The 23,850-nt window shown below is 71.3% G+C and carries 15 protein-coding genes; 11 read left to right on the forward strand and 4 right to left on the reverse strand.

Features of this window, described 5'->3' with window-relative positions:
* Positions 1-68 precede the first annotated feature (68 nt).
* The gene (locus PKE78_RS16895; protein WP_271202098.1) at positions 69-1,205 is read right to left on the reverse strand and encodes a zinc-binding metallopeptidase family protein; all 1,137 of its coding nucleotides are present in this window, start codon (positions 1,203-1,205) and stop codon (positions 69-71) included.
* Between the two features lie 197 nt (positions 1,206-1,402).
* Here PKE78_RS16895 and PKE78_RS16900 point away from each other — a divergent pair, with 197 nt between their 5' ends.
* The 3 genes from PKE78_RS16900 (at position 1,403) to PKE78_RS16910 (ending at position 8,179) form a co-directional block, all read left to right on the forward strand.
* Positions 1,403-4,720, forward strand: a complete 3,318-nt coding sequence (locus PKE78_RS16900; RefSeq protein ID WP_271202099.1) for a transglutaminase family protein — start codon at positions 1,403-1,405, stop codon at positions 4,718-4,720.
* A 97-nt stretch (positions 4,721-4,817) separates the two neighbouring features.
* Positions 4,818-7,268, forward strand: coding sequence for a circularly permuted type 2 ATP-grasp protein (locus PKE78_RS16905; RefSeq protein WP_309299120.1), 2,451 nt, complete (start codon positions 4,818-4,820; stop codon positions 7,266-7,268).
* Complete coding sequence (locus tag PKE78_RS16910; RefSeq protein WP_271202100.1) at positions 7,265-8,179, forward strand: transglutaminase family protein; 915 nt, start codon at positions 7,265-7,267, stop codon at positions 8,177-8,179. The genes PKE78_RS16905 and PKE78_RS16910 overlap by 4 nt, the downstream gene beginning before the upstream one ends.
* Here PKE78_RS16910 and ubiG read toward each other — a convergent pair.
* Positions 8,149-8,895, reverse strand: coding sequence for a bifunctional 2-polyprenyl-6-hydroxyphenol methylase/3-demethylubiquinol 3-O-methyltransferase UbiG (gene ubiG / locus PKE78_RS16915; protein WP_271202101.1), 747 nt, complete (start codon positions 8,893-8,895; stop codon positions 8,149-8,151). The two genes, PKE78_RS16910 and ubiG, sit on opposite strands and share 31 nt — an antisense overlap.
* A 117-nt stretch (positions 8,896-9,012) precedes the next feature.
* Between ubiG and PKE78_RS16920 the strand changes: the two genes are divergently transcribed.
* The 6 genes from PKE78_RS16920 to PKE78_RS16945 all read left to right on the forward strand — a co-directional run bounded on the left by PKE78_RS16920 (position 9,013) and on the right by PKE78_RS16945 (position 17,268).
* Positions 9,013-10,266 (forward strand): aspartate kinase, encoded by a 1,254-nt coding sequence (locus PKE78_RS16920; RefSeq protein WP_271202102.1) that lies wholly within the window; start codon positions 9,013-9,015, stop codon positions 10,264-10,266.
* 70 nt (positions 10,267-10,336) lie between these two features.
* Positions 10,337-12,613, forward strand: coding sequence for a phosphoenolpyruvate--protein phosphotransferase (ptsP, locus tag PKE78_RS16925; protein ID WP_271202103.1), 2,277 nt, complete (start codon positions 10,337-10,339; stop codon positions 12,611-12,613).
* The gene (gene prfA / locus PKE78_RS16930; protein ID WP_271202104.1) at positions 12,610-13,698 is read left to right on the forward strand and encodes a peptide chain release factor 1; all 1,089 of its coding nucleotides are present in this window, start codon (positions 12,610-12,612) and stop codon (positions 13,696-13,698) included. Before ptsP ends, prfA begins: the two co-directional genes overlap by 4 nt.
* On the forward strand, positions 13,695-14,549 hold the full coding sequence (gene prmC, locus PKE78_RS16935) for a peptide chain release factor N(5)-glutamine methyltransferase (protein WP_271202105.1): 855 nt from the start codon (positions 13,695-13,697) through the stop codon (positions 14,547-14,549). Before prfA ends, prmC begins: the two co-directional genes overlap by 4 nt.
* A 372-nt stretch (positions 14,550-14,921) precedes the next feature.
* Complete coding sequence (locus PKE78_RS16940; protein WP_271202106.1) at positions 14,922-15,827, forward strand: DUF4167 domain-containing protein; 906 nt, start codon at positions 14,922-14,924, stop codon at positions 15,825-15,827.
* Positions 15,828-15,984: 157 nt separating this feature from the next.
* A complete protein-coding gene (locus PKE78_RS16945) occupies positions 15,985-17,268 on the forward strand; it encodes an MFS transporter (RefSeq protein ID WP_271202107.1) in 1,284 nt (427 codons plus the stop codon).
* A 13-nt stretch (positions 17,269-17,281) separates the two neighbouring features.
* Here PKE78_RS16945 and PKE78_RS16950 read toward each other — a convergent pair whose 3' ends face one another.
* Positions 17,282-18,040 carry an MOSC domain-containing protein gene (locus PKE78_RS16950; protein ID WP_271202108.1) on the reverse strand — a complete coding sequence of 253 codons (759 nt, stop codon included), beginning with the start codon at positions 18,038-18,040 and terminating at the stop codon, positions 17,282-17,284.
* A 226-nt stretch (positions 18,041-18,266) separates the two neighbouring features.
* Between PKE78_RS16950 and clpB the strand changes: the two genes are divergently transcribed.
* Both clpB and PKE78_RS16960 read left to right on the forward strand, forming a co-directional pair.
* Positions 18,267-20,867 (forward strand): ATP-dependent chaperone ClpB, encoded by a 2,601-nt coding sequence (gene clpB, locus PKE78_RS16955; RefSeq protein ID WP_271202109.1) that lies wholly within the window; start codon positions 18,267-18,269, stop codon positions 20,865-20,867.
* 64 nt (positions 20,868-20,931) lie between these two features.
* Entirely contained in the window at positions 20,932-21,201 is a 270-nt protein-coding gene (locus PKE78_RS16960; protein WP_271202110.1) for a hypothetical protein, read from the forward strand.
* 6 nt (positions 21,202-21,207) lie between these two features.
* Here PKE78_RS16960 and PKE78_RS16965 read toward each other — a convergent pair whose 3' ends face one another.
* A complete protein-coding gene (locus PKE78_RS16965) occupies positions 21,208-23,208 on the reverse strand; it encodes a M23 family metallopeptidase (RefSeq protein ID WP_271202111.1) in 2,001 nt (666 codons plus the stop codon).
* Positions 23,209-23,850: the final 642 nt, after the last annotated feature.

Consider the following 23,850-nt stretch of genomic DNA (forward strand, 5'->3'; position numbering starts at 1 on the left):
CAGCAGAAGATGCTGCGCCCGAAAGGCGAAAGGACCGTTTAGGCGGCCGTCGCCCTAGACGTGACGGGTCACGCGCTGAGGCGTTCCGGCGCGGTCTGCTGCTGCGGGACCGCGGTCGCTTCGCCGGTCGACTCCGACGCCGTGCCGACCCGGCCATGAACCAGATCGTGGATGAAGCCGAGCTTCGCGATCACCGGCTCCGACAGCACGAACGGGTAGGCGTCCGCGAGGCCCATCGAGCGGTTGAGCGCGTTCAGCGCCGACGACAGCGCGAGCCAGGACTCGCTGATCTCGCGGATCGGCGTCTTGGCCGAGAAGGCGTTGAAGTCGATCTCCGCGGTCAGCAGGTCCTCACGGTCGACGCGCGGATCGACCTTGAAGCCCCACGACCGACCGGTGTCGAGCGTGTCGGTGATGTGGAGGTAATGCGCCCAGGTCTCGGCGAAGTCCTCCCACGGGTGGGCCGCGGCGTAATGCGAGACGAACTCGTTCTGCCAACCGGGCTTCGGCCCGTTGGCGTAATGCGCCTGCAGAGCCTGATCGTAATCCTGGCTGTCGTCGCCGAACACCGCGCGGCACTGTTCGAGCGCGCCGCCGTCGCGCACCAGGCGGTCCCAGTACCAGTGGCCGACCTCGTGCCGGAAATGCCCGAGCAGGGTGCGGTAGGGCTCGCCCATAGAGGTGCGGCGGATTTCGCGCTCGGCGTCGTCGGCTTCGGCGAGCGCGATGGTGATCAGCCCATCGTCATGGCCGGTCATCACGTGCTGCGCGCTGTTGGGATCGTTGCTGAGAAACTGGAATCCGAGACCTTCGGGGTGCTCGACGCGGGTCTGGAGCGGCAGGTCGAGCCGCAGCAGCGAATAGAACAGCCGGCGCTTCGCCACCTCCATCTTCTGCCAGAGCGCGAGATTGTTGCCCTCCGCCACGTTCGGCACCGTCAGGTTGTGGCGGCAGGTCTGGCAGAACGCGTCCGGACCGTCCGCCGGCACGAGCCAGTTGCAGACGCCGTGCTCATAGTTCGCGCAGTACCGCCACGGCCGGTCGTCGGCCCTGTCGCCGACCGAGCGCCATGCGGCGTCGGCATGTTCGAGCGCCAGCATCTGGTTCGACCCGGCTTCGTAGCCGAGCGCATGGTTGCAGCGCTCGCAGACGACGTTCTCGAAGAACACGACATGCCGGCAGGAGGGGCAGGAGAACAGTTTCATAGGGTCGATCCTTGGAGACGCTCGCGGCGGCGCGCGCGACGCTGAAATGCGCGTGACCAGGCGGCGGTTCCTGGAAATCGACCCGGCGCCTGCAATATGTGCGCCGGCGCCTCGGCGCCCGCCGTCTGGGCGGCTTGCTGCGGCGCGGTCGAGGGTTAGGATGAGCGCGCCCGCCCACGGAGTCCGCTACCCGATCCATGTCGATCCTCGCCGCCCTGCACCACGTCACGCACTACAAGTACGACCGTCCCGTCACCCTCGGCCCGCAGGTGATCCGGCTCCGCCCGGCGCCGCATTCCCGCACCAAGGTCCCGTCGTACTCGCTGAAGGTCACGCCGGCGAACCACTTCATCAACTGGCAGCAGGATCCGTTCGGCAATTACCTCGCGCGCTTCGTGTTCCCGGAGCCGACGACCGAGTTCAAGGTCGAGGTCGACCTGCTGGCCGACATGACGGTCTACAATCCCTTCGACTTCTTCGTCGAAGACAGCGCGCAGAGCTGGCCGTTCGACTACGCCGCGGATCTGAAGTCCGACCTGAAGCCCTATCTCGAGGCCGAGCCGCTCGGACCGCGGCTCGAGACGTTCCTGGCCGAGATCGACCGCAGCGAGACGCGGACGGTCGACTTCCTCGTGAACTTCAACCGCGTGCTGTCGCAGCGCATCAAGTACCTCATCCGGCTCGAGCCGGGTGTGCAGACGCCCGAGGAGACGCTGGAGCTCGCCTCCGGCTCCTGCCGCGACACCACCTGGCTCCTGGTGCAGACGCTGCGCCGGCTGGGCTTCGCCGCGCGGTTCGTCTCCGGCTACCTGATCCAGCTCAAGCCGGACCGGGTCGCGCTCGACGGGCCGGCCGGCACGACGGTCGACTTCACCGACCTGCACGCCTGGGCGGAGGTCTATCTGCCCGGCGCCGGCTGGATCGGCCTCGACGCCACCTCCGGCCTGCTCACCGGCGAAAGCCACGTGCCGCTCGCCGCCACGCCGCACTACCGTTCCGCCGCGCCGATCTCTGGGGCCGCGAGCTTCGCCGAGGTCGATTTCGCCTTCGACATGACGGTGGACCGCGTGGCCGAGCGTCCGCGCGTGTCGTTCCCGTTCTCCGACGAGAGCTGGGCGGCGCTCGACGCGCTGGGCGAGAAAGTCGACGCCGAACTCGCCGCCAACGACGTGCGCCTGACCATGGGCGGCGAACCGACCTTCGTGTCGATCGACGACTTCCAGTCGGCCGAATGGAACGCCGACGCGACCGGCCCGCAGAAGCGGGCGCTCGCCGACGACCTGATCCGCCGGCTGCGCGACCGTTTCGCGCCGGGCGGCTTCCTGCATTACGGGCAGGGCAAATGGTATCCCGGCGAGACCCTGCCGCGCTGGACCTTCTCGCTGTACTGGCGCCGGGACGGTAAGCCGATCTGGAAGAATCCGGACCTCATCGCGCGGGAAAACACCTCGGCCGCGGCCGACATCGCCGGCGCCGAGACGCTCGCGACCGAGATCGCGGCGCGGCTCGGCGTGCCGCGCGACAACGCGCAGCCGGCGTTCGAGGACCCATCCTACTGGCTGGTGCGCGAGGCGCAGCTTCCGGAGAACGTCGATCCGTCCAACCCGAAGCTCGCCGACGCCGAGGAGCGCGCCCGCATCGCGCGCGTGTTCGACCGCGGGCTGACCACGCCGGCGGGCTATGTGCTGCCGATCCAGGCGTGGCAGGCGCAGGGGCTGCGCTGGGTGTCGGAGCGCTGGGGCACGCGGCGCGGCAAGCTGTTCCTGTCGCCGGGCGACAGCGCGCTCGGCTACCGCCTGCCGCTCGGCGCGCTGCCCTATCTCACCAGCTCCCAGTTCCCCTATTTCTTCCCGACCGATCCGGTGCGCGAGCTGGAGCCGCTGCCGGACCCGGGCGAGATCGCGATCGCCCATCGCCAGCGGCAGATCTCGACGCCCGACCAGCCGGTCTGGCAGGCGCCGCCGACGATGCAGAACGAGATCGTCGGCTATGTCCGCACCGCGCTGTCGGTCGAGCCGCGCGACGGCAAGCTCTGCGTCTTCATCCCGCCGATGGAGTCGGTCGAGGCCTATCTCGACCTGCTCACCGCGATCGAGGACGCGGCCGACCAGAACGACCTGCCGGTGCAGATCGAGGGCTACGCCCCGCCGCACGACCCGCGCGTCAACGTGATCCGCGTCGCGCCTGATCCGGGCGTGATCGAGGTCAACGTCCACCCGGCCGCGTCGTGGCGTCAGGCGGTGGAGATCACCACCGGCGTCTACGAGGACGCGCGCCAGTCGCGCCTCGGGGCCGACAAGTTCATGATCGACGGCAAGCATGTGGGCACCGGCGGCGGCAACCACGTGGTCGTCGGCGGCGCGACGCCGCTCGACAGCCCGTTCCTGCGCCGGCCGGACCTGCTGAAGTCGCTGGTGCTGCACTGGCAGCGCCATCCCTCGCTCAGCTACCTGTTCTCCGGCCTGTTCATCGGCCCGACGAGCCAGGCGCCGCGGATCGACGAGGCCCGCCACGACCAGCTCTACGAGCTCGAGATCGCCATGGCGAACGTGCCTGCGCCGGGCGAGGGCTGGCCGCCGCCGGCCTGGCTGGTGGACCGGCTGTTCCGGAACCTTTTGATCGACGTCACCGGCAACACCCACCGCTCCGAGATCTGCATCGACAAGCTCTATTCGCCGGACGGACCGACCGGCCGGCTCGGCCTCGTCGAGTTCCGCGGCTTCGAGATGCCGCCAGACGCCCGCATGAGCCTCGCGCAGCAGCTGCTGATCCGCGCGCTGATCGCGAAGTTCTGGCGCGAGCCGGCGCAGGGCTCCTTCGTGCGCTGGGGCACGCGCCTGCACGACCGCTTCATGCTGCCGGCCTTCGTGTGGGCGGATTTCCTCGACGTGCTCGAGGACCTGAAGCGCTCGGGCTATCCGCTGCGGGCGGAGTGGTTCGAGGCGCAGGCCGAGTTCCGCTTTCCGTTCTGCGGCCGGATCGAGCGCGAGGGCGTCGCGCTGGAGCTGCGGCAGGCGCTGGAGCCCTGGCACGTGATGGGCGAGACCGGCGCGATCGGCGGCACGGTGCGGTTCGTCGATTCGTCGGTCGAGCGGCTGCAGGTCCGGCTCACCAACGCCGATCCCGCCCGCCATATCGTGACCTGCAACGGGCGCGCCCTGCCGCTCGGGCCGGGAAGCGGCGCCGGCGAATTGGTCGCCGGCGTGCGGTTCAAGGCGTGGCAGCCTGCATCCGGCCTGCATCCGACGATTCCGGTGCATGCGCCGCTGACCTTCGACATCTACGACAAGTGGTCCAAACGCTCGATCGGCGGCTGCGTCTACCACGTCGCCCATCCCGGCGGGCGCAACTATGACACCTTCCCGGTCAACGCCTACGAGGCGGAAGCGCGGAGGCTCGCGCGGTTCGAGGACATCGGCCACACCGCCGGGGTCTACGAGCCGGTGATCGAGGCGCCCGATCCGGGCTTCCCGCATACGCTCGACCTGCGTCGTCCGCCGCGCTTCGCGGCCTGACGCCGCAGGCCCGAGCGGCGGGGCGTCGCCGGAGACGGTCGCAATCGGCCGCCGCCGGCGCCATGATGCGGCCACGCCTGGAGCATCCGAAACCGCCGTGCCCGACACCAAGACCCTCGAAGCGCCGCCGCGTGCCGTTGCGGGCGACCTGCTGCGCGGATACGGGCCGCCTGCGGGCGTCTATGACGAGATGCGCGGCCCCGACGGGCAGGTGCGGCCTCACTACCGGCCGCTGATCGCGGCGCTCGCGCGCATGAGCGAGGCGGAGCGGGCGCGCCGGTTCGGCAGCGCTGCGCAATATCTGCGCGAAGCCGGCGTGTTCTATCAAGTCTATGGCGGCGCCGACGACGGCCGCCACACCCGCGACTGGCCGCTCGCGCACCCGCCGCTGATCATCGGCGCCTCCGAATGGGCGCAGCTCGAAGCGGGCCTCGTCCAGCGCGCCGAGTTCCTCGAGCGGCTGATCGGCGACCTCTACGGCGAGCGCCGGCTGGTGCGCGACGGCGTGCTGCCGCCCGCCATCCTCGGGCGCAACCCTGAGTTCCTGCGGCCGCTCGCCGACCAGGGTCGCTCGGGCCAGCCGCTGATCCGCTTCATCGCGGTCGACCTCGGGCGCGGGCCCGACGGGCGCTGGTGGGTGCTGGGCGACCGGACCCAGGCGCCCTCCGGCGCCGGCTTCGCGCTCGAGAACCGGGTCGCGACCTCGCGCGCCTTCCCGGACCTCGCCCGCGACCTGAAGATCCAGCGCATCGCGGGCTTCTTCCAGAAGTTCCGCGAGACGCTCTACGGGCTCGACGACGCCCGCGGGCTTCGCGTCGCGCTGCTGACGCCGGGGCCGCACAACGAGACCTATTTCGAGCACGCCTACCTCGCGCGCTATCTCGGATTCCTGCTTCTCGAGGGCGGCGACCTTGCGGTGCACGGCTCGTCCGTCGAGGTGCGCACCGTCGACGGCTCCAAGCCGATCCGCGTGCTGTGGCGGCGGCTCGATTCGGACTTCGCCGATCCGCTGGAGTTGTTCCCGCGCTCGCGCATCGGCACGCCGGGGCTCGTCCGCGCCGTCCGCGCCGGCGCGGTCGAGCTCGTGAACGCGCTGGGCTCCGGGATACTGGAGACCCGCGCGCTGCTTGCCTTCCAGCCGGCGCTCGCCCGCGCGCTGCTCGGCGAAGAGCTCAAGCTTCCGACCGTCGCCACCTGGTGGTGCGGGCAGGAAGCGGAGCGCGCCTACGTCTCCGAACGCCGCGACCGGCTGTCGCTCGCGGCGGCATTTCCGCCGGCCTCGGGCGGCGGCGAGCGACGCCAGCCGCTGGACCTCGGCATCAGGCGCTCGGCCTCGGATCGGCTGCTCGACGAGCTCGCCGGCGACGGCGTCAACGTCGTCGGGCAGGAGATCGTCGGCCTTTCGACCGCGCCGGTCTTCGTCGAGGGCAAGCTGCAGGCGCGACCCGTGACGCTGCGCGTTTTCCTGGCCCGCGGCGAGGACGGCTGGCGGGTGATGCCCGGCGGTTTCGCGCGGGTGTCGAGCTCACGCGACCCGCTCGCGGTGTCGATGCAGTCCGGCGGTCATTCGGTCGACGTCTGGGTGCCGTCGGAGCGCGAGGAGCGCCAGGTCTCGCTGCTGACGGAGCGCCGCGCGGGCTTCGCGCGCCGTCTGCCGAGCGCGCCGCCGGCCCGCGCCGCCGACAACCTGTTCTGGCTTGGCCGCTACGTGGAGCGGGCCGAAGCCGCGACCCGGCTGGTGCGCCTGCATGCCGCTCGGCTCGCGGAGGGCGAGCGCGCCGGCGCGCTCGAAGCCGCGGTCGGCGAGCTGCTCGCCGAGATCGGCGTCGAGGCCATGGTCGGCGACGCCTCCGGCGGCCTGCTGGAGCTCGCAGGCCAGGCCTTCGCCACGGCCTCCCGCATCCGCGACCGGTTCTCGCCCGACGGCTGGCGGGTGCTGAGCGAGGTCGTCGACATGATCGAGGCCTACCGCGCGGCGCCGGAGCCGGGCGACCTGGCCGGGCTTGCGAGCGGCGTGCTGACGCGGCTCGCGGGCTTCGCCGGCCTCGTGCACGACAATATGTACCAGTTCACGGGCTGGCGCTTCCTGCAGTTCGGCCGGCGGGTGGAGCGCGGACAGAACACGGCGCTGGTCGCGGCGGCGCTCGCCTCCGACAAGATACCCGAGGGCGGTCTCGAGGCGCTGCTCGAGTTCACCGACAGCCGCGTCACCTACCGCCGCCGCTACTCCGTGGACCTGTCGCGCTCCACCGTGCTCGACCTTGTCGTGCTCGATCCGCTGAACCCGCGTTCGGTCGCCTTCCAGGTCAACGCTTTCAAGGCCCTGCTCGACGAACTGCCGGGGATGCGGCGCGGCGAAGCGCCCGATCCGGTGTTCCGACGCACCGCGCGGCTGCAGGTGCGGCTGGCGACCGGCGACGCCGACGAGGTGACGGGGGCCTTCCTGGCGCGCGTCGCCTCCGACTGCGGCGCGATCTCCGATCTGCTGTCGCAACGCTATTTCGCGGCCGCCCCGCAGCAGGGCTTCGACCGGCTGGAGGCGGAATGATCTACGACCTCGAGCTCGTCATCGCCTACGACTACCCGTCCGAGGTCAAGGACGCGCGGCACATCCTGCGCGTGCGGCCGAGCGTCGAGCTCGGGCAGGACACGCTCTCGACCCAGCTCGCCATCCGGCCGCGGCCCGACGAGACGCTGCGCGAGCAGGATTTCTTCGGCAACGCGCTCGACCACGTGCTGCTGTTCCCGCCGCACGAGGCGCTGTCCGTCACCATGAAGGCGCGGGTGAGGGTCACGCGCGAGCTTCCCGATCTCGACGCCACGCCGACGGTCGCCGAGGTCGTCGAGGCGGCCTTCGTCGCGCGCGACGCGACCGGGCAGGGGCCGATGCACTATCTCGGCGACAGCCGGATCGTGCGCCTCTCGGAGCCGCTGACCGAATACGCCCGCGCCGCGATCGACCCGGAGGAGCCGGTCGGCACGGCGATGCTGCGCTTCGCCGAACAGATCCGGAAAGACTTCACCTACAAGCCCGGCGCGACCACGGTCGACACGCCCGTGCTGGAGGCCTTCGCCGCGCGCGAGGGCGTCTGCCAGGATTTCGCGCACATCATGATCGGCAGCCTGCGGGGAATCGGCGTGCCGGCGGCCTATGTCAGCGGCTTCCTGCGCACCATTCCGCCCGAGGGCAAGCCGCGGCTCGCGGGCGCCGACGCCATGCACGCCTGGGTCAACGTCTGGCTGGGGCACGAGCTCGGCTGGCGCGGGTTCGATCCGACCAACGCCATGACCGTGCTGAACGACCACGTGGTGGTGGCGGTCGGGCGCGACTATTCCGACGTGGCGCCGATCGACGGGGTGCTCATCACGGCGGGCCCGCAGAAGACGCGCCATTCCGTGGACGTCGTCCCGGTCGAGGAGAAGGGCGTTCAGCCAGGCCGCGCGGCCGCCAGCGCGTAGTTCACCGCCGTGTCGGAGCTCGGCGTCCAGACGTTGCGGAGCGGATTGAAACGGATGCCGCGAAGCTCCGTGCGCTCCAGTCCCGCCGCGGCGCAGGCCGCCGTGAGCTCGTCTGGAGTGACGAACTTCTCGTAGGTGTGGGTGCCCTTCGGCAGCCAGCGCAGCACGTACTCCGCCCCGACGATGACGAGCGCATGGGCGAGGGGTGTGCGGTTGATGGTCGACAGCAGCAGCAGCCCGCCGGGCTTGACCAGCTTTGCCAGCGTCGCGACGAAGCCGGGCACGTCGTTGACGTGCTCGACCACCTCGGAGGCCACGACGACGTCGAACGCTGCCCCTTCCCTGACCAGCGTCTCGGCGGCCGCCGCGCGGTAGGCGATGGCGAGGCCGGCGTCGGCGGCGTGCGCCTCGGCGACCGGGATGAGGTCGGCCGCCGGATCGATCCCCGTCACCTCCGCCCCAAGCCGGGCCAGCGGCTCGGCCAGCACGCCGGCGCCGCAGCCGACGTCGAGCAGCGTCAGCCCGCCGAGCGGCCGGATCGCGCGCGCGTCGCGGCCGAACTGCGCCGCGGCGGCGTCCCGGAAGATCGCGACGCGGGCCGGGTTGAAGCGGTGGAGCGGCTTCATGGGACCGTTGGGGTCCCACCAGCGCGACGCCAGCGCGTCGAAACGGGCGACTTCGTCGCGGTCGAGACTGGCGGCGTCAGGCGTCGTCATCGAAGGCTCGTCTCCGGCGTTGTGTCGGCCAAGGCCGGCGGCTATCTATACGCGCCTTTTTCCGGACGCGGGTTTTTCGCGCCCGGCCTTCCGCCAGTCCCGAGTCCGATTCCGTCCATGGCCCGCATCGTAATGAAGTTCGGCGGCACGTCCGTCGCGAACGTGGAGCGCATCCGCAACGTCGGGGCCCATGTCAAACGCGAGATCGACGCCGGACACGAGGTCGCGGTCGTGGTTTCGGCCATGGCGGGCGCCACCAACCAGCTCGTCGCCTGGACCCGCGAGGCCGGCGCGATCCACGACGCCCGCGAGTACGACGCCATCGTCGCGTCGGGCGAGCAGGTGACGTCCGGCCTGCTCGCGATCGTGCTGCAGGGCATGGGCGTGCCGGCGCGCTCGTTCCAGGGCTGGCAGATCCCGTTGCTCACCGACAAGACCCACGGTTCCGCCCGCATCGAATCGATCGACGGCACGGCCCTGATCTCCCGGCTGACGGACGGGCAGGTGCCGGTGATCGCCGGCTTCCAGGGCCTCGCCCCCGACAACCGCATCGCGACGCTCGGGCGCGGCGGCTCCGACACCAGCGCGGTGGCGATCGCCGCCGCGGTCGGCGCCGACCGCTGCGACATCTACACCGACGTCGACGGCGTCTACACGACCGATCCCCGCATCGTCCCGAAGGCCCAGCGGCTCGACCGCATCGCCTTTGAGGAGATGCTCGAAATGGCCTCGCTCGGGGCCAAGGTGCTTCAGGTGCGCTCGGTCGAGATGGCCATGGTGCACAAGGTCCGGGTGTTCGTCCGGTCGAGCTTCGACGCGCCGGACGCGCCGCAGGTCGGCCCGAACGGCCTGCCCCCCGGAACGCTCATCTGCGACGAGGACGAGATCGTGGAACATCAGGTCGTCACCGGCATCGCCTATTCCAAGGACGAGGCCCAGATCACGCTCCGCCGGGTGGAGGACAAGCCGGGCGTCGCCGCGGGCGTGTTCGGCCCGCTGGCCGAAGCGGCGATCAACGTGGACATGATCGTCCAGAACATCTCCGAGGACGGCCGCACCACCGACATCACCTTCACGCTGCCGACCTCCGACCAGGCGCGCGCGGTGGAGATCCTCGAGACCCGTAAGTCCGAGATCGGCTTCGCGGCCCTCAACACGGCGGCGGAGGTCTGCAAGGTCTCGGTCATCGGCATCGGCATGCGCAGCCACGCCGGCGTCGCGGCGCAGGCGTTCGAGGCGCTGGCGAAGCGCGGCGTCAACATCCGCGCCATCACCACGTCCGAGATCAAGATCTCGGTGCTTATCGACGCGGCCTACACCGAGCTTGCCGTCCGAACGCTCCATTCGGTATACGGGCTCGACAAGGCCTGACCGCGGCAGGCGTGGCGACGCGCCCCCGGCCGCGGAGGCAAGGGGCGGCCCCCGATCCGGAGAGCGGAAGATGCGAGGCGCGTATGGCGGCCCGCGCGTGCTTTTGCGCCGGCTGCGGGAGGTCATGGCGGAGCCGGTCACGGCCCAGGAGCGCCTCGACCGCATCGTCGTTCTGATCGCCGCCAACATGGTGGCCGAGGTCTGCTCGGTCTACGTGCTGCGCGTCGACGGCGACCTCGAGCTATACGCCACCGAAGGCCTGAACCGCGCCGCCGTCCACCTGACGACCATGCGCAAGGGCGAGGGCCTCGTCGGTCTGGTCGCGGACGAGGCCGAGCCGGTCAACCTGTCCGACGCGCAGTCGCACCCGTCCTTCTCCTACAAGCCTGAGACGGGCGAGGAGATCTACCACTCGTTCATGGGCGTGCCGATCCTGCGCGCGGGCAACACGCTCGGCGTGCTGGTGGTGCAGAACAAGGCGCACCGCTCCTACTCCGACGAGGAGATCGAGGCGCTGCAGACGACGGCGATGGTCATCGCCGAGATGATCGCGAGCGGCGAGCTCGCGACGCCCGGCGGCGGCGTCGAGCCCGTGGGGCGGCGGCCCACCCATGCCGGCGGCGTCGCGCTGTCGGAGGGCATCGGCCTTGGCCACGTCGTGCTGCACGAGCCGCGCGTGGTGGTGAAGAACTTCATCGCCGAGGACGCCAACGCCGAACTCAAGCGCCTCGACGCCGCGCTCGCCAATCTCCGGGCGTCGATCGACGTGCTGCTCGACGAGGGCGACGTCGCCCGCGCCGGCGAGCACCGCGACGTGCTCGAGGCGTTTCGCATGTTCGCGAACGACCGAGGCTGGGGCAAGCGGCTGCAGGAGGCGGTGCTGACCGGCCTCACCGCCGAGGCCGCCGTCGAGCGCGTCCAGTCCGACACACGCGCGCGCATGCAGCGCCAGACCGACCCCTATCTCCGGGAGCGCCTGCACGACCTCGACGATCTCGCGAACCGCCTGCTGCGCGAGCTGACCTCGCCGGGGCAGGGCATGGCTCCGGCGGTCACCGAACTGCCGGAGAACGCCATCGTCGTGGCGCGCTCGATGGGACCGGCGGCGCTGCTCGACTACGACCGCTCGCGCCTGCGCGGGCTGGTGCTGGAGGAAGGCTCCGGCTCCAGCCATGTGGCGATCGTGGCCCGCGCGCTCGGCATCGCCGCCGTCGGCCAGCTCGAGAACGCGACCGGGCTGGTGGAGGCCGGCGATCCGATCATCGTCGACGGCGTCTCGGGCGAGGTCCATGTTCGCCCGACGCCCGACGTCGAGCGCTCCTACGCCGACAAGGTGCGGTTCCGCGCCCGCCGCCAGGAGCAGTACCGCGCGCTCCGCGGCCTGCCGACCCGCACCCGCGACGGCGTGGACGTCTCGCTGCTGCTCAACGCCGGCCTGCTGGTCGACCTGCCGCACATCGAGGAGACCGGCGCCGACGGCGTCGGCCTGTTCCGCACCGAGCTGCAGTTCATGGTCGCCTCCTCGCTGCCGAAGACCTCGGCCCAGGAGGCGCTGTACCGTTCGGTGCTCGAGGCGGCGGGGGGAAAGCCCGTCAGCTTCCGCACCCTCGACGTCGGCGGCGACAAGATCCTCCCCTACATGCGCCAGGAGCCGGAGGAGAACCCCGCGCTCGGCTGGCGCGCGATCCGGCTCGGGCTCGACCGGCCGGCGCTGCTGCGGACCCAGGTGCGGGCGATGCTGCGCGCCGCCTCCGGCCGGGAGCTGCGCATCATGTTCCCGATGGTCGCCTCGGTCGCCGAGTTCGACGAGGCGCGCTCCGTCGTGGAGCGCGAGCGCGCGCGGCTCGAAACCCATGGTCATCGCGCGCCGGCGCAGATCCGGCTCGGCGTCATGGTCGAGGTGCCGTCGCTGCTGTTCAACCTCGACGAGATCGCGCGCCGCGTCGATTTCATGTCGGTCGGCTCGAACGACCTGATGCAGTTCCTCTACGCGGTGGACCGCGGCAACGCGCGCGTCGCGAACCGTTTCGACACGCTCGACGTAGCTTTCCTGCGTGCGCTACGGCAGGTGGCCGAGGTTGGCCGGCGCCACGGCACGCTGGTGACGCTGTGCGGGGAGATGGCGGCGCGGCCGCTGGAGGCGATGACGCTGGTCGCGATCGGATACCGTTCGATGTCGGTTTCGCCCGCGGCGGTCGGCCCGGTGAAGGCCGCGCTGCTCGACCTCGACGTCGGCGAGCTGCGCGCCCTGGTCGATCCGCTGCTCGCCGCCGCGGACGGGCCAACCAGCCTGCGGGCCGCGCTCGGCGCCTACGCCGCGAAGCGGGGACTGCAGGTCGAACCGTGACCGTCGATCTTCCGAACGATCGGCTCGACGCCGTGCTCGAGCGGTTCGCCGCCGTGGAGCATGCGCTCGGCGCGACCACCGACGGCTCCGCGCTGGCGAAGCTCGGGCGCGAGCGGGCCGATCTCGCGCCGGTCGTCGAGGCGATCGACGCGCTGCGCGCGATCGAGGCGGAGATCGCCGATCTCGACCAGATCGCCGCCGATCCCGCGAGCGACGCCGATATGCGCGCCTTCGCCGCCGCCGAGCGCGAGGAGGCCGCCGCCCGCCGCGACGCGGCGGCTTCGGCGCTGCAGCTCGAGCTGCTGCCCAAGGACGAGGCCGACGCCCGCGGCGTCATCCTCGAGGTTCGGGCCGGCACCGGCGGAGACGAGGCCGCGCTGTTCGCGGGCGATCTGTTCCGGATGTACCAGCGCTACGCCGACGCCTGCGGCTGGAAGGTCGAGGTGCTGTCCGCGAGCGAGGGCGCGATGGGCGGCTACAAGGAGATCGTCGCCGAGATCGCGGGGGCGGGGGCCTATGGCCGGCTGAAGTTCGAATCCGGCGTGCACCGCGTCCAGCGGGTGCCCGCGACCGAGGGCTCGGGCCGCATCCACACATCCGCCGCGACGGTCGCGGTGCTTCCGGAGGCGGAGGAGGTCGACGTCGCGCTGGACGACTCGGAGCTGCGTTTTGACGTGTTCCGCGCGCAAGGCGCTGGCGGCCAGCACGTCAACAAGACCGAATCCGCCGTGCGCGTCACGCATCTGCCGACCGGCATCGCGGTCGCGGTGCAGGACGAGCGCTCGCAGCACCGAAACCGCGCCCGCGCGATCGCGCTGCTGCGAGCCAAGCTCTATGATATCGAGCGCGAGCGGGTCGACGTCGCCCGCGCCGACGCCCGCCGCGTGCAGGTCGGGTCCGGCGACCGCTCCGAGCGCATCCGCACCTACAATTTCCCGCAGGGGCGCGTCACCGACCACCGGATCAACCTCACGCTCTACAAGCTCGACGACGTGATCGCGGGCGAGGCGCTGGGCGAACTGATCGACGCGCTCGCCGCCGAGCAGCGCGCCCGCCTGCTCGCCGCCGAGGACGCGGCGGCGTGACGATCGGCCGGGCGTTGCGGGAGGCCGCCGCCCGTCTCGCCGAAGCCCGCGTGGACACGCCGGACCTCGACGCCCGCGTGCTGGCGGGCGAGGCGTTCGGCCTCGACCGCGCCGGGATGATCGCGCGCGCCGACGCGCCGGCGCCGCAGGAAGCGGTCGCCGCGCTCGCCGCGCTCGTCGACCGCCGTCTCGCCGGGGAGCCGATCGCGCGCATTCTCGGGCGGCGGGAGTTCTGGGGGCTCGACTTGGCGCTTGCGCCGGCGACGCTGACGCCGCGTCCCGACACCGAGACCCTCGTCGAGGAGGCGTTGCAGCGCGCGGGTCCCCGCGACCGTGCGCTCGCGATCGCCGATCTCGGGACCGGAACCGGCTGCATCCTTCTGGCCCTCCTGAACGAGCGTCCGAACGCCTTCGGGGTCGGGGTCGACCGTTCGGCGGAGGCGGCGGCCGCGGCGCGCGCCAACGCGGCGGCGCTCGGTCTCGGCGCGCGCTCCGCCTTTCTGGCGGGCGACTGGGCGACCGCGCTCAGGGGCGGCTTCGATCTCGTCGTCTCCAACCCGCCCTACATCACGAGCGCCGAGATCGGCGGTCTGGACGTCGAGGTGCGGCAGCACGATCCGCTCGCCGCGCTCGACGGCGGCGCGGACGGCCTCGACGCCTACCGCGCCATCGTCGCCGACCTGCCGAGGCTGCTGGCGCCGGACGGCGTGGCCGTGCTCGAGCTCGGCGCAGGTCAGGAGAACGACGTCGCCGCGCTGGCGCGGGCCGCCGGCCTCGCCGTCCTCGGCCCTGCGCGTCGCGACCTCGGCGGCGTGCCGCGGGCGCTCGCGCTCGGCCGCGTCTCCCCTTAGGCGATTGTTAGCGCCAAAAACCCCTTGGAAAGCGAAGGGCGGGACGCTATGTTCGGCGTCGGAATCGTCCGACGCCCGCGTCGCCTTGCGCGACGGCCAGAGAGCGATGGACGGATAGTTTCGAAGCGGTTCGCGCAAACGTGCGCTGAACATGCTTTGGAAGATCGACGCACAGCTTCGATCACGCTTGCCCGCCGCATCGCGATGTTTGGTCGCGGAGCGGCGCGTGGTCCGGTCTCGCGCGCGCCTCCGGCGTGCGGCGAAGTCTGGATCGGCGGCCGTCGCATAAGCGCGGCGCGCAGGCGGGCCGAAGTCTCGTCGGTTCCCGGCCGTCAGGGCCCTCAGAACAGAACGAGTGCTGATTTGAACGCCATGAGGCAAGGACAATCGAAGCGCCTTCGCGGTCGCAACCGCGGCGGTGGAGGCGGCGGCGGTGGCGGCGGTGGTGGGGGCGGCAAGGGTCCCAATCCGCTGACGCGCTCTTATGAGTCGAACGGGCCGGATGTGAAGATCCGGGGCACGGCCGGCACCATCGCCGACAAGTACGTGCAGCTGTCGCGCGACGCGCAGTCTTCCGGCGATCCCGTCGCCGCGGAGAACTACCTCCAGCACGCGGAGCATTACTACCGCCTGCTGGCCGCGGCGCAGGCGCAGTATCAGCCCCATCAGACCTTCGTGCGCGCGGACGCCGACGATTTCGCCGATCCGCTGGACTTCGACGAGGAGCCCGAAGGCGAGGCCGGCTTCCAGCCGCAGGCTGCGGCTCCCGCTCCCGCTCCGGCGAATGGCGGCCAGCACGGTTACAACGGGCCGGCGCGCAACGGCGCCGGCGCCAACGGCAATGGCGGCCGCAACGGTTACGCCAACGGACGCGAAGGCGACCAGCCGCGCCGGTTCGACCGCAACGAGCGCCGCGACCGGCAGGACCGCCCCGAGCGCGGCGAACGCCAGCCGCGCGGCGAATGGCAGGAGCGCGGCGAGCGCGCCGAGGAGACGGCCAATGTCGGCGGTCTGCCGGCGTTCATCACCGGCTCCACGCCGCAGCCGGCCTTCGTCGGCGAGGTCGCGACCCCTGCGCCGTCGCCCGCGCCGGAGCCGGAGCCCGTGATCGAGGCCGCGCCGGTCGCCACGTCGCCGGACGTTCCCGAGACCGCCGAGGGCGATGACGCCCCGCGCGCCGCCGGACGCGGCCGCCGCCGCCGTTACGGCCGCGGTCGCGCCGCCGACGGCGAGGCGGCTCCGGCCGACGCTCCGGCGGGCGAAACCGCTTCGGAGTAAGCGCTTTCAGACCCGCGGACATCGCGGAAGCCTCTTGAGAGGCCGGGGGCGACCCCGGCCTCTCTTTTATTTTACTCCGCGCGCGCGGCGCCGCTTTTCGCCGCCACGCCGCGCGACATCTCCGACGCCGGAACGTCACCCGGAACGGTCGGATCTGATGAACACGGTCACCGCGCTCACCGCCCTGAACTTCTTCATGGCCGACGTCCGGGACGGGCTCGGCCCCTACCTCGCCATCTTCCTCCAAGGTCGGTCCTGGTCGCCGATCGACATCGGCCTCGTCCTGACGATCGGCGGCCTCGCCGGCATGCTCGCCACCACGCCGCTGGGCGCCTTCGTGGATTCGACTCGTCGCAAGCGGCTGGTGACCATCGGCGCCGGGCTCGCGGTCACGATCAGCTGCCTCGCCATCCTGTTTCATCCGAGCTTCTTCGTCGTCTCCGCTAGCCAGGTGCTGTCCGGAATCGCCGGCGCCGCGATCCCGCCCGCGATCGCGGCCATGACGCTCGGCATCGTCGGCCCGGCCGAGTTCTCCCACCAGGTCGGCCGCAACGAGGCTGCGAACCATGGCGGCAACGTCGCCTCGGCCATGGCCTGCGCCGCCGCGTCCTACGTCGTCGGGGTCGAGGCGGTGTTCTTCGTCATGACGATCATGGCGGTGGCCTCGATCGCGGCGACGCTCGCGATCCGCGAGAGCGCGATCGACCACGCGGTGGCCCGCGGCCTCGAACCCGGCGAAGCCGACGACGGGAAATCCGGCTACGCCGTGCTGCTGAAGACGCCCGCGCTGCTCGCCTTCGGCTTGATCCTGATGCTGTTCCATTTCGGCAACGCCGCCATGCTGCCGCTCGTCGGCCAGCGCATCGAGGCGCTCGGTCTCGGCAACGCTGTGCTGTGGACCAGCATCGCGGTGGTCGTCGCCCAGGCCGTGATGGTGCCGATGGCGCTGATCTCGGCCCGGATCGCCGAGCGCTACGGCTATGCGCCGCTGCTGTTCGCGGCGCTCGTCGCCCTGCCGGTCCGCGGGATCGTCGCGGCCTCGACGCCGGAGGCCTGGATCGCCATCCCGGTGCAGGCGCTGGACGGCGTGGGCGCGGGCATCCTCGGCGTCGTCACGCCGGCGCTGGTCGCGCGCATTCTTCGCGGAACCGGTCGGTTCAACGTCGGCCTCGGCGCGGTGATGACCGCGCAGGGCGTGGGCGCGGCGTTCAGCGCGACCGCGGCCGGCGTCATGGTCGAGCGCGGGCGCGACTGGCTGGCGGCGGTCGGCGTGGAGACGGGCCTGACCGGCTACGGCGTCGCCTTCCTCGGCCTCGGCGCCGCGGCGACCGTCGCGCTCGCGCTGTTCATCGGCGTGATGCGGATCATGCCACTCGCCCGCGAATCCGGCCACGTGGCCGCCAAGGACGGCGACGCCGCCCCGACGCCCGCGCCCGCGTAACGGCGCGCGGCCTCTACGCCAGCTCCACCGGGTCGCCGACGGCGATCCGGCCGGGCGCGACCACCTCGGCGTAGACGCCGCAATCGGCATGGCCGAGCGTCTTCATCAGCGTGCGGGGAATTGGAAGGTCGCGCTCCGCGGTCGTCGGGTCGACCTCCGTCGCCGCGCAGCGCACGGTGCGGTCGGTGACCTTCAGCCGGACGTCGCCGATCCGGAGCTCGCGGCCGACCCAGCCGAGCTCGGCCCAGGCCTCGGCGCCGTCGATCTCGATGTTGCCGCGGAAACGCAGCGGATCCACCGGCCGTCCCATCATGTCCGCGACGGCGGCGACGCTGCCGTGGCTGATGAGCGAGACGACGCCGCGCGCGGTGTCGGAAAAGGTGTGGCCCTGCGGCGCCGGAAGCACCTGCAGGGGGCCGCGACGCTCCTCGCCCATGAAGTCCGACAACCAGGCCTCCACCTGATCGCGGCCGTCGCTCGAACGAAGGTCCGCTTCGATCGCAAGCTCGCCGCCGCGCTCGATCGTCAGCCGTCCGTCGTCGTAGCGGGTCCGGAGGCCTGCGAGCCGCGCGTTCCGCATCAGGCACAGGAAGCGGGTTTTCGGCAGTTTCGCAGGCCGCGCGGGGTCGAAGCCCGACGGCCCGTTCTCGACCGCGAAGGCCCGGTCGCCCGCGATCGGCCGCCCGGCCTCGAGATCGACCGATGCGAGGTCCTCCGGCGAGAGGCCCTTCACGGGATAGCGCCGCAGCGCGACGATACGGGTCGCAGACATTCGATGCTCCTTGACGGCGGTCAACGAAACGCGCCGCCAATCGTGCCACCATCCCCTTTTGTGATGAATTGGCAACACCCATATCGCGGCAGGAGGTCGCCGAACCGGGACCTCCTCCCGTCCGTCGGGCGGGAAACGGTTGAGGCGCCGTCTACCGCCCGACAACGCGACGGCCGCCGGGCCGTTTGCGGGGCGGCTCGTCCGGCGCGCTCGTTAGGAGGGATGCATGAACCCCGAAATCTACACTGAACGCGTCCGCGGGTTTCTTCAGGCCGCGCAGACGGCGGCGACCAACGCCGGCCACCAGCAGCTTTTGCCCGAGCACGTGCTGAAGGTGCTGCTCGACGATCCCGAAGGCCTGGCTTCGGGTCTGATCGAGCGCGCCGGCGGACGACCCGCCGACGCCCGCGCCGCGGTCGAGGCCGCCTTGCGCAAGGCGCCGCAGGTCAGCGGCTCCGGCGGCGGCAACCTCTATCTCGCGCCCGCCACCTCGCGGGTGTTCACCGCCGCCGAGCAGCTCGCCAAGAAGGCGGGCGACCAGTTCGTCACCGCCGAGCGGCTGCTGACCGCCCTCGCGCTGGAGAAGGACACCGACGCCGGCAAAGCGCTGGCCGCCGCGGGGGTGACGCCGCAGGCGCTGAACGCGGCGATCGAGGAGCTGCGCAAGGGCCGCACCGCGGATTCCGCGACGGCCGAGAACGCCTACGACGCGCTCAAGAAATATGCCCGTGACCTCACCCAGGCGGCGCGCGACGGCAAGCTCGACCCGGTCATCGGCCGCGACGAGGAGATCCGCCGCACCATCCAGGTCCTCTCCCGGCGCACGAAGAACAACCCCGTGCTGATCGGCGAGCCCGGCGTCGGCAAGACCGCGATCGTCGAGGGTCTCGCGCTCCGCATCGTCAACGGCGACGTGCCGGAATCGCTCAAGGACAAGAAGCTGTTGTCGCTCGACCTCGGCTCGATGATCGCGGGCGCGAAGTACCGCGGCGAGTTCGAGGAGCGGCTGAAGGCCGTGCTGTCCGAGGTGCAGGCGGCGGCGGGCGGGATCATCCTGTTCATCGACGAGATGCACACGCTCGTCGGCGCCGGCAAGGCGGACGGCGCGATGGACGCGTCGAACCTGCTGAAGCCCGCGCTCGCCCGCGGCGAGCTGCACTGCGTCGGCGCGACCACGCTCGACGAGTACCGCAAGCACGTGGAGAAGGACGCGGCTCTCGCCCGCCGGTTCCAGCCCGTGTTCGTCTCTCAGCCGACGGTCGAGGACACGATCTCGATCCTGCGCGGCATCAAGGAGAAGTACGAGCTGCACCACGGCGTCAGGATCGCGGACTCGGCGCTCGTCGCAGCGGCCACGCTCTCGGATCGCTACATCACCGACCGCTTCCTGCCCGACAAGGCGATCGACCTCGTCGACGAGGCCTCGGCGCGGCTCAGGATGCAGGTCGATTCGAAGCCCGAAGCGCTCGACGAACTCGACCGCCGCATCATCCAGCTGAAGATCGAGCGCGAGGCGCTGAAGAAGGAGACCGACGAGGCCTCCCGGGACCGGCTCGTGAGGCTCGAGACCGAGCTCGCCGAGCTGCAGGAGGAGGCCGACGCGCTGACCGCGCGCTGGCGGAACGAGAAGGACAAGCTCGGCCGCGCCCAGACGCTCAAGGAGAACCTGGACAAGGCGCGCACCGAGCTGGAGCAGGCGCAGCGGCAGGGCGATCTCGCCCGCGCCGGCGAGCTCGCCTATGGCGTCATCCCGAAGCTCGAGCGCGAGCTGAAGGAGACCGAGGAGGCGGGCGCGGTCGCCGGCGACCTGGTGAAGGAGGTCGTGACGCCCGATTCGATCGCCCAGATCGTCTCGCGCTGGACCGGCGTGCCGGTCGACAAGATGCTGGAGGGCGAGCGCGCCAAGCTGTTGCGCATGGAGGACGAGCTCGCCAGGCGCGTCGTCGGCCAGGGCGAGGCGGTGCAGGCGGTCTCGACCGCGGTGCGGCGCGCCCGCGCCGGGCTGCAGGACCCAAACCGGCCGATCGGCTCGTTCATGTTCCTCGGGCCGACCGGCGTCGGCAAGACCGAGCTGACCAAGGCCTTGGCGTCGTTCCTGTTCGACGACGACCAGGCGATGGTGCGCATCGACATGTCGGAATACATGGAGAAGCACGCCGTCAGCCGTCTGATCGGCGCGCCTCCCGGCTATGTGGGCTACGAGGAGGGCGGCGCGCTCACCGAGGCCGTGCGGCGCCGGCCCTATCAGGTCGTGCTGTTCGACGAGGTCGAGAAGGCGCATCCGGACGTGTTCAACATCCTGCTGCAGGTGCTCGACGACGGGCGCCTGACGGACGGTCAGGGCCGGACGGTCGACTTCCGCAACACGCTGCTGATCATGACCTCGAACCTCGGTTCCGAGTATCTGGTCAACCAGCCCGACGGCGAGGACACCGACGCCGTGCGCGATGAGGTGATGGCCGTGGTGCGGTCGCACTTCCGGCCGGAGTTCCTGAACCGCGTGGACGACATCGTGCTGTTCCACCGCCTGAAGCGGGAGCAGATGGGCGCGATCGTGGACATCCAGCTCACCCGGCTGCGCCGCCTGCTGGAGGACCGCAAGATCACGCTCGACCTGGATCAGAGCGCGCGCGACTGGCTCGCCGAGAAGGGCTACGACCCGGCCTACGGGGCGCGGCCGCTGAAGCGGGTGATCCAGAAATACGTGCAGGACCCGCTCGCCGAGCTGATCCTTGCGGGCGACGTGCGCGACGGCCAGCATGTGCCGGTCACCGCCACCGGCTCCGGCCTGGTGGTCGGGCCGCGAGCGGTCGCCGCGGCGGCCTGATCCCGCCGGCGGCGCCGCGGTCCGGGATCGTCCGGGCCGCGGCGGCGCGCCGGAGGGTTGAACGATGGACGACGATCTCGACGGCATGTCGCGCGACGAGCTGGCGGACGAGGTCCGGCGCTTGCGCGCTGGCGTCCGCGCCCACCGGGATGCGAGCGGTCACGACCTGTGCTGGCATCATCCGGACCTGTGGGCGCTGCTGCCCGAGCGGATCGCGCCCGACATCGCCGTGCCGCCCTGGCCACGTTTCCTGCGCGGCTGCGTTCGCTACCGCGAGAGCCTCGACCGGGAGAAGCCCGACGCCGCCGTCCACGACCGCGAATTCGAGGACTGACGCGACTCAGCCGCCCTGCGCGACGCTCGCCGCGCGGGTCGCGTTGGCGGAGCCGCCGCGTCCGAGCAGCCCCTCAATGCGCTCGCGTTCGCGCTGGAAGCCGACCAGCATCTCGCCGTCGAGCTCGCGCCCGCGCGGCAGCTTCACCTTCATCGGGTTCACGAAGCGGCCGTTGACCAGCACCTCGTAATGGAGGTGCGCCCCGGTCGAGAGGCCGGTCGAGCCGACGAAGCCGATCACCTGCCCCTGCCGCACCTTCGAGCCCGGCGTCACGCCCCGGCCGATGGCGGACATGTGATTGTAGGTGGTTTCATACCCGTTGGCGTGCTGCAGCACGACCTGACGGCCGTAGCCGCTGGCCCAGCCGGCCTTCTCGACCGTGCCGTTGCCCGAGGCGACGATCGGCGTGCCGACCGGGGCCGACCAATCGACGCCGGTGTGCATCTTCGAGTAGCCCAGCACGGGATGGCGCCGGAAGCCGAAGCCGGAGCGCATGACGCCGCCGTTCATCGGCTTTCGCATCAGGAACTTCTTCGCCGACTTGCCGGTCTCGTCGTAATAGTCGGCGAGCCCGTCGTCCTCGGTGAGGTAGCGGAAGAAGCGCCGTTGCTCGCCCGCGAGGCTGAGCGCCATGTAGGCGACCTCGCCCTCGCCGTTGAGCTCGTCGTCGGCGCCGTAGAACACCTCGAAGCTGTCGCCGGCCCCGACCGGGCGGTTGAAGTCGACGTCGTAGGACACGATGCGGACCATCTCGTCGATGACGCCCTTCGGCACCTGGTTCCTGAGGGCGGCTTCGTAGAGACCGTTGTAGAGCCGCATGCGGCTCGGCGTGCCGGGCCGCGCGACCTCGTCGGCGATCTCCTCCGCGCTTGGCTCGTCCGCGAAGTCGTCCATGTCCGCGATCGCGACATAGTCGCCTTGGTCCGACAGCGCGACCGAGCCGACATGCTCGCCGCTGGACTCGAAAAGGCTGGCGCGCACCGGCTGCAGCCGGTTCAGGCCCGGCGCGGCCGAGCGGCCCATGAGGACCTTCAGCCGCTGGCCGGCTTTGACGCCGGCGAGCCCGTAGCCGTCGCGTCCGGCGAATCGCCGCGCGATCGCGCGGGCGTCGTCGGGCGCGGCCCCCGCGAGGTCCACCAGGGCGGCCTCGAGCGCGCCGTCCGCCGTGATCTGGATCGCGCGTTCGCCGGGACCGGCTGCGCCGAGGTCCGGCGTCGGCGCCGATTTGGCGACGAGCGTGACGTTGGCGGCGGCGCGGCCGTCGAACGGCGTCCCGATCGCGGCCGCCATGGACTCGGCGGCGTAGGCGAGCCGGCTCTGCGCGCCCGGCGGCAGCTGGGTCGTCGGCTCGAAGCGCGACGCCATCTCGAAAGCCGCCGCCTCGCGCACCCGGGCGCGCACCTCCACCGGAGGAACGGTCGGGCCCTCGTCCGCGTCCATCCGGCGGCCGCCAAGGTCGCTCACCACGAAGGACAGGTCGCCGTCCGAATCGGTCGGCGTCGCCGCGCGCGCCTGCGGTGCCTCCGCGAGCACCTTCAACGGATCGAACGGCGGCACCTCAGAGGCGCGGTCGGTCGGCTGGCGCGCAAGGCTCGCCGAGACGCGCACGAACGGGCGCATCTTCACCACCTCCCGCGCGCCGTGGCGGGTGATGGCGCTGACGCGAATCACCTGCCGCGCCGAGACCGTTTCGGCGTCCGGCGTCAGACGGTCGCCCTTGCGCGAGCCCGCGGAGAGGCGCTCGCCGTCGGGACGGGCGACCATGGCGAGCAGCCGCGGCGCGTCCGCGCCGCGCGTCTCGCTCTCGAGGGTCGAATAGATCGCGCCGCCGAGCAGGCCCGCGCCGGCCATGCCGGTCAGCACCGTGCCTGCGAGCCAGCGGAAACTGACCGCGCGGGGGTCCGGCGGGCCCTCGTCGCCGGCGCCGATCCGCAAAGGCGGCTCGACCCCGAGCTCGATCGCGGCCGGGCCGGGCGTATGGCTGCGCTGGGCGCGTCCTGCGTTCAAGACGATGGCGGCCTTGTCCTCGGGGGGCGACGGTCGGATTGGGCGCGCAAGTTAACCCGACCTTTCCTCCACGCCAACGCGAAACCGAATTTCGTCCATGCAGGGCCTGGGGCGTGGACGGAAGGGTAGGGGCGCGAGTCGACGAATCGTCGGAATCTGCGTTATATCCCAGCGGGTTACGGACGCTCGGATGGGGAGGCATCCTTCGCCGACGGCGCCAGCGGCCGCGCAGGCCGGGGCGGAATCCGGCCCTGGCGACGGGAGGTCCGCCGCTCTAGGGACGCCGACTCCACGTGTTCGGCGGATCGCGGAGGAGAGGCGAAGGCGTTCGGATTTCAGGCGCGGGAGGCGGTCGAATGCCTTCCTATGAGGCGCCCGCGGTCATCCAGGCGTCATTTTTTCGAAACATCGCGTTGACACTCGGGAGGGGCGGGGATACATAGCCCTCACACCGGACGACGGGGCGGCCAACAGCGGGCCTCGGCGATCCGGTCAACAGTCTCTCTTGTAGGTGTCGCCGAGCGTTCGGTGTTTGCCGGATGCGAGGATGACTTTTGAGGTTGTCGGCGGTGACGCTGGTGGCCGAACGCGGCTGGTTTTGGTCGCGGGTTCTTTGACAGTGTGGATAATTGAAAGAGAAAC

Source organism: Methylopila turkensis, from assembly GCF_027922325.1.
Taxonomy (GTDB): Bacteria; Pseudomonadota; Alphaproteobacteria; order Rhizobiales; family Methylopilaceae; genus Methylopila; species Methylopila turkensis.

What these genes read in the sequence shown, in the direction of transcription:
- clpB (WP_271202109.1), top strand. Translation starts at nt 18,267, where the DNA reads ATGAACCCCGAAATCTACACTGAACGCGTCCGCGGGTTTCTTCAGGCC.
- ubiG (WP_271202101.1), bottom strand. Translation starts at nt 8,895, where the DNA reads ATGACGACGCCTGACGCCGCCAGTCTCGACCGCGACGAAGTCGCCCGT.
- PKE78_RS16920 (WP_271202102.1), top strand. Translation starts at nt 9,013, where the DNA reads ATGGCCCGCATCGTAATGAAGTTCGGCGGCACGTCCGTCGCGAACGTG.
- PKE78_RS16960 (WP_271202110.1), top strand. Translation starts at nt 20,932, where the DNA reads ATGGACGACGATCTCGACGGCATGTCGCGCGACGAGCTGGCGGACGAG.
- ptsP (WP_271202103.1), top strand. Translation starts at nt 10,337, where the DNA reads ATGCGAGGCGCGTATGGCGGCCCGCGCGTGCTTTTGCGCCGGCTGCGG.
- PKE78_RS16895 (WP_271202098.1), bottom strand. Translation starts at nt 1,205, where the DNA reads ATGAAACTGTTCTCCTGCCCCTCCTGCCGGCATGTCGTGTTCTTCGAG.
- PKE78_RS16950 (WP_271202108.1), bottom strand. Translation starts at nt 18,040, where the DNA reads ATGTCTGCGACCCGTATCGTCGCGCTGCGGCGCTATCCCGTGAAGGGC.
- PKE78_RS16900 (WP_271202099.1), top strand. Translation starts at nt 1,403, where the DNA reads ATGTCGATCCTCGCCGCCCTGCACCACGTCACGCACTACAAGTACGAC.
- PKE78_RS16945 (WP_271202107.1), top strand. Translation starts at nt 15,985, where the DNA reads ATGAACACGGTCACCGCGCTCACCGCCCTGAACTTCTTCATGGCCGAC.
- PKE78_RS16910 (WP_271202100.1), top strand. Translation starts at nt 7,265, where the DNA reads ATGATCTACGACCTCGAGCTCGTCATCGCCTACGACTACCCGTCCGAG.
- PKE78_RS16940 (WP_271202106.1), top strand. Translation starts at nt 14,922, where the DNA reads ATGAGGCAAGGACAATCGAAGCGCCTTCGCGGTCGCAACCGCGGCGGT.